Raw genomic sequence first — 11,662 nt, forward strand, 5'->3', positions numbered from 1 at the left:
GTTAGCAGTAGTGCTTAACTAACCTAGCCGATAGCACAACGCATCTGTGTGTTGTGTTAATAAAACGTTATTGATTTTACATATTTAAAATCAATAGAATAGGAATTTAGATGTGATTTAGTTATCGAATTGGTGAAAGAAACGTCTTACTACTAAGGCGCAGCCCGTTTACGCCTTAGAATAAATGTCACGCTCGCCTAACCAACGATCAATAATTGCGGTCGCATTTGTCGGGTAGTTGTCATGAATGTAACGTGCAATGCGTTGAACTTCCGGAATTAAGCGCTGATCTCGCACTAAGTCGGCAATTTTAAAATCTGCCAAGCCAGTTTGCTTGGTACCAAGAAGCTCACCCGGTCCACGAATCTCTAAGTCTTTCTGTGCAATCACGAAGCCGTCGTTGCTTTCTCGTAATACGCCTAAACGTTTTTGGGCGGTTTTTGATAGTGGCGAGTGATACAGCAACACACAATGGCTCGCCACTGAACCTCGACCAACACGACCTCTAAGCTGGTGCAACTGAGCTAAACCTAAACGCTCTGGGTTCTCGATGATCATCAGGCTGGAATTGGGTACGTCTACGCCTACTTCAATCACTGTCGTTGCGACCAGTAAATGCAGCTTGTTGTCTTTGAAATCCTGCATCACCGCTTGCTTCTCAGCTGGCTTCATTCGTCCGTGCACGAGACCAATTTTTACGTCAGGCAGTTTACGTTGCAGCTCTTCTGCAGTGTCGGCAGCAGCTTGAGCCTCCAAGACTTCGGACTCATCAATTAAGGTACATACCCAATACGCTTGTTTGCCTTCGTTTAAGCAGGCATTGCGCACTCGTTCGACGATATCATCGCGTTTGGTGTCTGGAATCGCGACGGTCTGGATTGGTGTTCGACCTGGCGGTAACTCATCAATCACCGACGTTTCTAAGTCGGCATAAGCAGTCATGGCTAATGTTCGCGGAATTGGCGTTGCTGTCATGATGAGCTGATGTGGATAAGCGCCTTGTTTTGCGCCTTTCTCGCGTAGCTCTAAGCGCTGGTGGACACCAAAGCGGTGCTGTTCATCAATAATGACCAAAGCAAGATGATGGAACTCAACATGTTCTTGGAAGAGGGCGTGAGTGCCCACGACCATTTGCGCTTCACCACTGGCAATACGCGCCAATTCGGCTTCTTTGGCTTTACCTTTTAATTTGCCCGCCAGCCAACCGACTTGAATGCCCATTTTCTCAAACCAATTAGCGAAGTTAATCGCGTGCTGTTCGGCGAGCAGCTCGGTCGGTGCCATTAAAGCGACTTGATAGCCGTGTTCAATGGCTCTGACGGCAGCAAGCGCAGCAACTAGAGTTTTCCCCGAGCCTACGTCACCTTGAACAAGGCGCATCATTGGGTGCGTTTTTTCTAAGTCAGCTTCAATTTCTTTAACGACTCGTGCTTGAGCATTGGTCGGCGAGAAGGGCAATTGAGCCAGTAGTTGCTTTTTCAGCGAGTCACACGACGCCAAAGGCAATGCAACGTCCTGTTGTCCTTTGCTGCGCACTGCCAACATAGAGAGGTTCTGCGCCAGTAATTCTTCCATGATCAAACGAATTTGAGCTGGGTGTTTACCTTCATCAAATTCATCCAAATTAATGGTTGGAGGCGGTCGATGAATCGTATGCAGCGCTTGCGACATAGTGATCTGGTGATTGTACAAACCGGAAGGCAGCAACTCTTGCACTGCGGCTTTATCGAGGAGTGATAAGGCTTGTTCCGTCAGGTTACGCAAAGTGATTTGACGTAACCCATCGGTGGTTGGATAAACGGGGGTTAAGCTTTGTTCCACATCCGGCTTTTGTTTACTTACATAAAACTTGTAGTCAGGGTGAACAATCTCTAAGCCCATACCACCACGCTTTATTTCACCGTAAGCGTGTACTAACTTACCATTCGAGAAATTGTTCTTCATCGCGGCAGTAAAGTTAAAAAAGCGTAGAGTAATGGTGCCATTGCCGTCGCTGATTTTTACTGTCAGCATTTTGCGTTTGCCGAAAGTAGTATCGACAGCCATGACTTTGCCCTGTACCGCTGCCCAGAGCCCAGCATGCAGCTTGGCTATTGGGTAAATGCGAGTGCGATCTTCGTAACGAAGAGGAAGGTGGAACAGTAGATCTTGAACGCTATGCAAGCCAACTTTGGCGAGTTTTTCTGCGACTTTGGCGCCAACTCCAGACAGAGAGGTTAAAGGAATAGCAGATAACATTTGGGCAGACATAGCGGGCTCAAGAAAATAGTTAACATAGCAGTATGTTAACCACGAAGCTGTGTTTTTGTACAGGGAAAAATACAGCTTCGTGAGGAGTCGAATTTCGCTCCTTCGCCGCTATTCAGGATAACAAAAGTTGATTATTTACTTTGCATCTCTTTCCACCACGATTCGTCAGCCACAATTTGGCCTTCGTCATCAAGTTGTGGATATTCTAGCCCTTTGCGTTTCGCTACTTTTGCTAAGACCGGATGTCCTCGCTCAAACAGAATGCGGTTGATGGTCTCTTTTGGCAGTGCGCTTTCATCACGTTCGTACATACCAGCGGCTTCACGCTGACGCTGCGCTTCATAAAGAATCACAGCACTGGCGACTGAGACATTTAAAGACTGCACCATACCGATCATTGGAATAATGATGTCTTGGTCTGCGAGTTTCTTCGCTTGCTCTGAAGCGCCAATTTTTTCGCTACCCAGAATGATTGCCGTTGGCTTGGTGTAGTCGATCTCACGAAAATCGACCGCGGTGTCCGAAAGGTTGGTGACCAGAACTTGCATGCCTTGTGCTTTGAGTTCGGTAATCGCAGTTTCAATCGAATCGTGAGTATCCACTTCAACCCAGTTGCGTGCCCCTGCTGAGGTGTGGGTCAGTGTGCGCATTTTATCGGGCCAAATCGCATGAACTTTGTGTAAGCCTGTTGCGTCAGCGGTACGGATCACTGCAGAAACGTTGTTCGGCTTATGAACTTCTTCAAGGCACAGGGTGAGGTCGGTTTGGCGTGCTTTTAACACCTGATGGATGCGGTTGTAACGTTCTAAATTCATAATAAATAGGGATATAAAAAAATCGCCACCCAGAGTGTGGGTGGCGATAGAGTTTAGTTCTTTCTTCGTCTGACTCGAGTCGCCTGTGGCATGGTCTTAATCTTACGCATGATGCCAGCAAGGTGAACACGATCTTTGGTGGTTAGCAGAACGGTAACGGTGTACAAGCGACCGTCGCGTTCTTCGGTTGAAAGACCGTGAATGTTCGAACCGGTTTTCGAAATCACATTGGTCAATTCCGCTAACGCACCTTGGTTATTGAGCATATCGACTTTCAGTTCCGCGATGAACTCTTTGTCGTACTCTTCAGACCAAGCGACAGCCATGTATTTGTCCGGCTCTTTCTGGTATCCGCGTACGTTTGGACACGTTTCACGGTGAACCACAAGACCACGACCTGGCGATACGTGAGCGATAATGTGGTCATCCGGGATAGGGTGACAACAATTTGCGAAAGTCAGTAGCAGACCTTCTGCACCACGGATTGGCAGTTTCTTGTTAGATTCGTTTGGAATCGAGCTTGTGGTGGTCAATTCATCAGTGTCACCCAATAAGCGACGTGCGATGACGATACTCATCAATTCACCCAATCCAATGGCTGCTAGCAGATCATCGACGCTTTCTAGGCGCAGATCAGTCAGCACTTCTTGGATGTTTTCTGGGTAGATTGAATCAATCGAATGACGACCTAAAGCGTGATTCAGTAGACGACGACCTAAGGTAATCGATTCTTCACGACGCATGGTCTTCAATACTTGACGAATCTTAGTGCGAGCGCGAGAAGTCACGACATAGTTTAACCAAGCCGCGTTTGGACGCGCACCTGGTGCACTGATGATTTCTACTGTCTGACCGTTCTTCAGTGCCTTACTTAGTGGGTAAGGGTTACGGTCAACACGAGCACCAACACAAGAGTTACCGACATCAGTATGTACGGCGTAGGCAAAGTCGACAGCCGTTGCGCCTAATGGCAATTCAACGATACGACCTTTTGGTGTGAATACGTAAATCTCATCTGGGAAAAGATCCGATTTTACGTTTTCAATGAATTCGAATGAGTTACCAGCGCTTTGTTGTAGCTCAAGCAGGCTTTGCATCCAACGCTGAGCTTTCACTTGCGCTGTTGTGCCAGACTTGTCGCCCTTGTCTTTGTATGACCAGTGCGCAGCGACACCTTTGTCCGCCATTTGATCCATATCTTCGGTACGGATCTGAACTTCAACTGGCACGCCATGTGGGCCAACCATAGAAGTATGTAGCGATTGGTAGCCGTTCGCTTTTGGTACCGCAATGTAATCTTTCATACGACCAGGACGTGGCTTATACAAGCTGTGTACTTGGCCTAGAACGCGATAACAAGTATCGGCAGTATCAACAACCACTCGGAAAGCATAGATATCCATGATGGTGTGGAAACGCTGTTCTTTGGTTTTCATCTTGTTATAGATGGAGAACAGGTTCTTTTCACGACCTAACACGCGCGCATTCAAGCCAACATCTTCGAGTCGACCTTCAATTTCGCTGTGAATACGTTGGATCATCTCTTTACGATTACCACGTGCCGCTCTTACCACTTCTTTTAGAACGCGGTAGCGGTTCGGGTAAAGCGCTTCGAAGCCAAGCTCCTCAAGTTCCGTTTTGATATTGTGAATACCAAGACGGTGAGCCAGCGGCGCGTAGATTTCCAGTGTTTCGCGAGCAATACGGCGTTTTTTGTCGGGGCGCAGGGCACCTAACGTGCGCATGTTGTGCGTACGGTCAGCCAGTTTGATCAGGATAACGCGGATGTCTTGCACCATCGCCAGAACCATCTTACGGAAGTTCTCGGCTTGAGCCTCTTTCCTATCGCGGAATTTGAGTTTGTCCAGTTTAGATACACCATCAACCAGCTCAGCGACGGTATTGCCGAATTTCTCTTCGAGATCTTCTTTTGTAACGTCACAGTCTTCGATGACGTCATGCAGCAAAGCAGCTTGGAGGGTTTCGATATCGAGGCGCATTTCGGCCAAGATTCGAGCCACAGCGACTGGGTGGATGATGTATGGTTCACCGCTTGAGCGGGTTTGCCCTTCATGGGCATCTCTTGCTACCACATAAGATTGACGCAGAGCCTCAATTTGAGGCTCTGTTAGGTATTCTTGGGCAACGTCTTTGAGGCTATCGAATAGATACAAATTATAGGCCCGGGAGGTTGTTGAATTCTAAAGTCAGAATTAACGGTTGTGAGCGATGCTGCTTACTGCCGCTAGCTCTGCCGCTTCTTGCTCTTGCTGTTCTTGACGTTCACGAGCGTCTAGAACTTCTTTAGTAATTAAACCTTCTTCGATTTCGCGTAGAGCGATAACCGTTGGCTTATCGTTCTCTTCTGGCACTAGTGCATCTTTACCGCCAGTTTGCATTTGACGAGCGCGGCGAGCCGCAATCAGTACTAGGTCGAAACGGTTGCCAACTTTTTCAACAGCGTCTTGAACAGTTACGCGTGCCATGAGGACTCCAAATAGTTAACTAAATTTTGAATGACGAGAAAGTATACAGTCTCAGCGTAATATTTACTAGCGATAAGACGTGCAACAACAATGACTTTCTATATAAGCAATATAAGCTTCCTTACCGTAATAAAGAAGCGAAAATTTGTGTTTCAGTGCAGAATTACTCTGCTAGAAGCGCATCAAGCATACCTTTATATTTAGCAGCTTGCTTTTCTTCCTTCAATCTTTCCGCACGTAGGATGGCTTTAAAGTCCATTAATGCAGTATCGAAATCATCGTTTACGATTACGTAATCGTACTCGTTGTAGTGTGAGATTTCAGATTTTGCTTCTGCCATGCGTTTTGCGATCACTTCTTCGCTGTCTTGACCACGAGTGTTTAGACGGCGTTCTAGCTCACCATTTGATGGTGGCAGGATAAAGATGCTTTTCGCTTCTGACATTTGCTCACGGATTTGACGTGCACCTTGCCAGTCGATGTCTAGGAAAACGTCGATGCCTTTGTTTAGCGTTTCTTCAATCCATACGCGTGATGTGCCGTAATAGTTACCAAACACTTCTGCGTATTCTAGGAAGTCGCCTTGTGCAATCAGAGCTTCAAACTCTTCTTTTGCAACGAAATGGTAGTGGATACCGTTTTCTTCGCCAGGGCGCATGCCACGAGTAGTATGAGACACAGACACTTTCATTGCATATGTTGGGTTACGTTCCAACATTGCTGAGATCAAGCTAGATTTACCTGCGCCGCTAGGTGCAGATACGATATAGAGAGTACCTTTGCCCATTGTACTGTTCCACTTTTGGTTGGATTGAGTGAATGCCGAAAGAAGTCTCGACCTTGTTGTCATGCCAACGACGTTTATTCACGAGATTGGTATAACGATAGCACTGGCGTTGATGATTTCTTCATCAAACTGCTTGAGATTGGTGATAAACCCGCCAGAAAAATGGAGGCGAAGAGTATCATGATCTCCCAGATGTTGCTAGCCGATCTTTTGGATCTTTGAGGTGTGGTATGAATTCCCCCTCTATATATAGAAGCGAAAAAAGGGGAAGCTTTCACTTCCCCAGGCGTGCGACTGACTCACACTTAATTTTCGGAGCAACCACAACCACTTTGGCTACTACTTTGCAGATGATGAGCGCCTATTAGCCTTGCGACTCTAGGTAGTTGATCCATGGACTCACTACTTGTCTCATCGAATCCGATTGTGCTGCTTTCTTCATTGATTTAAGCGCCTGAGTTGGCTGATTCAATTCAAAGAAAGCCATGCCGCGGATGTATTGCAATTCTGCGGCTTGCGAGCGCGATGCGTCAGAGGCAGGCGTCGCAGCAAACTTAGAAGCAGCTTGGTATTGCTTCGCTTGAATCATCAAACGGGCAATTTTTAGCTGGCTTTTTGTCTTAGGAGCCAATTGATAAGCGGTTTGATAGGTATCAATCGCATTATCAAGCTCTTTCGACTGCTGCCAAAATGACGCTAAACGCTCTAAGTTTTCTTGGTTTGTTTCGATATTACCGTTTGCCATTTCATCTTTTAGAATCTTCGCCGCGCGGTAAGGTATCTCTTGATAAGCAAGGAAGTTGACTAGACGTAAGTACTCTTTCTCTTCTTCAAACAAGCCCAGTTTGTACGCCATTTCTAAAGCAGAAAGTGCATTCTTGTCTTGGTTCAGCTCCATGTAAGTACCAGAAAGTTGCATCCAGTAGCGCTTTTTCTGTGGGTACTTAGTGGTTAGGATCTTAAGAACACTTGCAACGCTCTTCATTTGACCTAGCTCGTAATGAGAAGCCATCAGAAGCATGTACCACGATTCACTTGGATTCTTCGTCATTGCAATCGCTTTTTTAGTTGGTGCGATTGCTTTACGGTAGTCTTCCATTTGAACGTAAGCACTTGCTAGCGTGATGTAAGCGTGTGCTTGTGGCTTTTCTTTCGTTGTTTCAGCTACGGCAAACCACTTTTCCATGGTTTTAACCGATTTCTTAAACTGTTCTTCAGCAAGATATAGCTGAGCAAGACTGTAACGAACTTGTTGTGCAACGGGTACTGGAAGAGCATCCAGAGAAAGCGCTTCTGCAAAGTACTTAGATGCCTTTACATAGTCGTCTCTCATTGAGTACAAGAAGCCCATCTGTTGCAGCAGTACTGCACGGTCATACTTCTTTGAAGTTTTACCGAGTGCCTTGTTCAACCTTTCGATTGCATCAGAGTATTTCTCAGTCGCAATCAGTTCTTGAACTTTGTTAACGACTTTAAATGTTTTATCAGAAAGCTGTGGCGAATCTTTGGCAACAACAGGTGTGCTAAGCACACCCATTGTTAACGCAACAGAAGCCAGCAATGTCTTGAGTAATTTCATATTGTGACTCCCTAGTTGGTGGTGAACTCAATTTCTTGAGCCATGCGCGAGGCCACCGGTTGTCCATCAACCATCTTAGGTTTGAAAGTCCATTTCGATACGGTCTTTCTTGCTGCTTTACCTAAACCAAGTCGACGAGGTGTCTCTTTTACTACCTTGATGTCTTCAACCGCGCCGCGAGCGTTAACGGTGAATTCAATCAATACCACGCCTTTCTCTAGACCTGACTTCGCCGCTTTACGAGGCATTTGAGGTTGGAAAGTCGCCAATGGTACTGGACCACCCGATCCCGCAACTGAACCACCGCCCTGAGAGTAGTGACCAAGTACTGAGCCACCCGTAACATTAACTGGTAGATCAAGTTTCGGCATGTCCATCGGGATTTGATCCATCACCGGTTTGACCGTTGACGTCACCTTCATTTCAGGTGGCGGTGGCGGACGCTTCGGCGGTGGTGGTTTTGGTAGTTCGCGCTTTTTCTCCTGTATTTTTTCGTCCGGTTTAATGCGAATGAATTCAACCATACGTAGATCATCATTCGACACTAGCTCGTGGCGCTCTTTGTTTACTAGCTTGTCCATCCCCCAGAACAATCCGAGGGAGACAATGAGCGCCAGTGCAATTGAGGCCAGATACCGCATAGGCTTAATCCTTATTGGTTGCGGCAATGGAGATGCTTTCTACACCTGCCATCTTAATCTGGTCCATAACCTTCACGACTACACCAGCGTTAGCTTCAGTATCCGCTTGGATAACAACTGCACCATCTGGGCTTTCTGCACGTAAACGTTCGATGTTTGCACGTACGGCGTCTACTTCGATGCGACGTTTATCAACCCAAACGTCACCAGCGGCACCAATGGCAACCATGATGTTACCTTTCTTCACGGTTTGCGCTGAGCTAGCCGTTGGGCGATTTACTTCTAGACCGGCTTCTTTAACGAACGATGTTGTTACGATAAAGAAGATCAACATGATGAAGACGATGTCGAGCATCGGTGTCATATCGATAGCAGCTTCATCACTGCTGTCATTGCTATAGCGTCTCTTCATGACCTATACCTCTAATTCCGTTTACTCAGGCAATGTGCTTTAGCTTGTCTTCAAGCTTCTGCGTGGTGACTTTGGCTAAATGATCAAGACGAGTACTAAAGAACAGTCCTGATAGTGAAGCCACCATTCCCGCTAATGTTGGGATTGTTGCCTTTGAGATCCCCGAGGCCATTGCTCGAGGGCTTCCTGTACCTGTAACCGCTAAGATATCGAATACTTGAATCATGCCGACAACGGTGCCGAGTAGACCAAGTAGGGGACAAAGCGCAATCAGTACTTTAACGATTGGTAGTCCCTTTTTATTCTCAATATCCTGACGAGAAACGATTTCTTGTCGGATCATCTTAGCGTTCCAGCTTTTATGTTCTGAGCGCTCTTCCCAAAAGCCAACGGCTTTTTTCATTGCTTTTGGAGCGACGGCAGCGAAGTAAAACCAACGTTCTAGCAATACTGCCCACAACATGAAGCTGAGGATAAAGATGGCGACGAGTACATCACCACCCATTCCCAAGAAGCGTCTGATTGATTCAAGTTCTCCAACTAACCACCACATAACGCCTCCTTAGCTTTCGGCTTTATGCAGTTTTTCCTGATAGCGAGCGATGAAGCCTGCACTCTGTTCTTCAAGAGTTTGAACCAAACGACGACCTTTACTGTGTACGATGGTGTACAGGAACAGTAGAGGAATTGCGACAACCAGACCAAGCATCGTAGTAACAAGTGCTTCTGAGATACCGCCAGCCATTAGCTTAGGATCTCCTGTACCAAATAGTGTGATTGCTTGGAACGTACCGATCATACCCATAACCGTACCCAGTAGACCTAGAAGTGGTGCTACAGAAGCGAACAGTTTGATTGAGCTGATAAAGCGTTCAATGCTCGGTGCGTTACGTAGGATGATTTCGTCCAGTTTCGCTTCAAGATCTTCAAGGTTGTCACCTTTGTGTTCTTGGTAAGCTTGGATAACTTCACCCAGAGGGTTGCCAGGAATAACAGTGTCTGATTTCGCTTGCTTACGCATTTTGCCACCGATAACGAGTAGGCGTAGGTAACAAACGAGTGCGATCAGTGCACCAATTGCACCCATAGCTAGGATTACGTAACCAACGATACCACCTTGGTCAATACGCTCCTGAACGGTAGGGCTTTGTACTAGTAGAGACAGAATCACACCACGAGATGGGTCGATAAATAGTGGTTCGTATGTGCCTTCTGCTGCTTCAAAACCGCCAACTAGGCGAGTGATGTTCTTGCTCGGTTGACGTGATAGCTCTTCGAACTTACCAGTTTGAGGTACGTAAGTTACGTATTTGCCATCTGCGATTGCGTTAAACTCACCCACTAGGGTTACGTCACGTACCGCTTCTTTACCTTCGCCGTATACAACGGTCGCTTGAGCTGTTGTTGTATCACCTGATGCGACTACTTGTTGTAGGATTGTGTGCCAAAACGCTTCAAGTTCTTGCGTAGATGGCAGTTCTTTACTTTCCGCTAGTTTAGAAAGTAGTACGTCACGCTCAGGGAAAAGAACGGCGTTTTGCGAAGCTGCAAATAGACCTTTAAATTCCCCCGCATATTGGCGAACCACACCAAACATCTCACCTAAAGTCCCTGAACGAACGCGAAGTGTTTCAGTTAGCTCAGTTAGCTGCTTGTCGTTTTCATCAAATGTTGCTTTTAGCTCATCACCAAGTGCTTGTTGGGCAGCTAGCTCGTCACGAGCTTGTTGTAGCAATGCAGCTTGCTTGTCGCGGTTGTTTTTGAACTCAGCTTCACGAGCTTTGTTCTCTTTTGATTCAACAATACTTTCTGATTTTACGTTTTTCAGTAGCTCAGATAGGTTTTTAGGTGCTTCAGCTTGCGCACCAGAAATCATGAATAAGCTCGCTAGCAAACCAGCGGCTAGAGTTTTGAATCCTTTCATTTCTTATTCCTCCCCAGCAAATACAGGCAGTTTGATCAGCGCTGGTGGCGCTTGTTTCTTAGCGATACGAAGGCCTTGCTGTACAGCGATACGGTAGTTTTCAGGTAGTGATTCCCATTGACGGGTTTGTTGATTCCACATGCCTGTTTCACCGCCATCCGGAGATTGGAATAGAAGCGCAGTACGACCAATACGTAGGAAGTCGTAAGTCACGGTTTCACCGTTGCGCTCTAGGCTAGCTTTGTAAGATTCAATGGAGCGAGAGAAGCCTTCTTCGATTTGATACGCTTCCATCACTTTACGGAATTTTTCTGAAGTCGTTACGTCTGCACGATCCATTAGGTCACGCAGCTCAGTAACACGTTTGGTGCGCTCTTCTTTTTGAAATGGAAGATCAAGAGTAACGAACTCATCTAGGGCATCGATCATTTTAAGCGTTAGAGGTACAACTTCTGTCGCTGTTTGGTCGATTTGAGCAATCTGGTTGTTTAATGAATCCAACTCGCCTTGTTGCGATTGAACCATACGATTGATTTGCTCGTTGTAGACTTTCATGCTGTCGATTTGGCGAAGCAAGCCTTTGTATTCAGCTAGCATGCTTTCCGCGCTTTCAGCATATCCGTCGATTTTTTGTTGAGAAACTTGTGCAGAGGTGTTGGTTTTTGCTTGAGTAGAAATTACCGAACCTGAATCTGCCGCTATAGAACCAGCACTTACAGACAGCAGTGCAGCGGTAATAGCACTCACGCCAAATCTCTTTAACGTCAT

The 11,662-nt window shown here is 46.5% G+C and carries 11 protein-coding genes; all 11 read right to left on the reverse strand.

Annotated features, from left to right (window positions below):
• Window positions 1-168: 168 nt before the first annotated feature.
• Complete coding sequence (gene recG / locus ABMY42_RS15655; protein ID WP_349266528.1) at window positions 169-2,250, reverse strand: ATP-dependent DNA helicase RecG; 2,082 nt, start codon at window positions 2,248-2,250, stop codon at window positions 169-171.
• 131 nt (window positions 2,251-2,381) lie between these two features.
• Complete coding sequence (gene trmH / locus ABMY42_RS15660) at window positions 2,382-3,065, reverse strand: tRNA (guanosine(18)-2'-O)-methyltransferase TrmH (RefSeq protein ID WP_005448464.1); 684 nt, start codon at window positions 3,063-3,065, stop codon at window positions 2,382-2,384.
• 53 nt (window positions 3,066-3,118) lie between these two features.
• The gene (spoT, locus tag ABMY42_RS15665; protein ID WP_005434453.1) at window positions 3,119-5,239 is read right to left on the reverse strand and encodes a bifunctional GTP diphosphokinase/guanosine-3',5'-bis pyrophosphate 3'-pyrophosphohydrolase; all 2,121 of its coding nucleotides are present in this window, start codon (window positions 5,237-5,239) and stop codon (window positions 3,119-3,121) included.
• Window positions 5,240-5,278: 39 nt separating this feature from the next.
• Window positions 5,279-5,551, reverse strand: coding sequence for a DNA-directed RNA polymerase subunit omega (gene rpoZ / locus ABMY42_RS15670; protein ID WP_005379346.1), 273 nt, complete (start codon window positions 5,549-5,551; stop codon window positions 5,279-5,281).
• A 163-nt stretch (window positions 5,552-5,714) separates the two neighbouring features.
• Window positions 5,715-6,338: a guanylate kinase gene (gene gmk, locus ABMY42_RS15675; RefSeq protein ID WP_005430186.1), complete on the reverse strand. Its 624-nt coding sequence runs from the start codon at window positions 6,336-6,338 to the stop codon at window positions 5,715-5,717.
• Between the two features lie 364 nt (window positions 6,339-6,702).
• Window positions 6,703-7,917 (reverse strand): hypothetical protein, encoded by a 1,215-nt coding sequence (locus ABMY42_RS15680; protein ID WP_005448461.1) that lies wholly within the window; start codon window positions 7,915-7,917, stop codon window positions 6,703-6,705.
• 11 nt (window positions 7,918-7,928) lie between these two features.
• Window positions 7,929-8,558, reverse strand: a complete 630-nt coding sequence (locus ABMY42_RS15685) for an energy transducer TonB (protein ID WP_005430078.1) — start codon at window positions 8,556-8,558, stop codon at window positions 7,929-7,931.
• A 4-nt stretch (window positions 8,559-8,562) separates the two neighbouring features.
• On the reverse strand, window positions 8,563-8,970 hold the full coding sequence (locus ABMY42_RS15690) for a biopolymer transporter ExbD (protein WP_005430119.1): 408 nt from the start codon (window positions 8,968-8,970) through the stop codon (window positions 8,563-8,565).
• Window positions 8,971-8,995: 25 nt separating this feature from the next.
• Window positions 8,996-9,523, reverse strand: coding sequence for a MotA/TolQ/ExbB proton channel family protein (locus ABMY42_RS15695; RefSeq protein ID WP_005448458.1), 528 nt, complete (start codon window positions 9,521-9,523; stop codon window positions 8,996-8,998).
• 9 nt (window positions 9,524-9,532) lie between these two features.
• Window positions 9,533-10,894 carry a MotA/TolQ/ExbB proton channel family protein gene (locus tag ABMY42_RS15700; RefSeq protein WP_005448456.1) on the reverse strand — a complete coding sequence of 454 codons (1,362 nt, stop codon included), beginning with the start codon at window positions 10,892-10,894 and terminating at the stop codon, window positions 9,533-9,535.
• Between the two features lie 3 nt (window positions 10,895-10,897).
• Entirely contained in the window at window positions 10,898-11,662 is a 765-nt protein-coding gene (locus tag ABMY42_RS15705) for a DUF3450 domain-containing protein (protein WP_005448454.1), read from the reverse strand.

Source organism: Vibrio sp. SSH13-20 (assembly GCF_040104475.1).
Taxonomy (GTDB): domain Bacteria; phylum Pseudomonadota; class Gammaproteobacteria; order Enterobacterales; family Vibrionaceae; genus Vibrio; species Vibrio harveyi.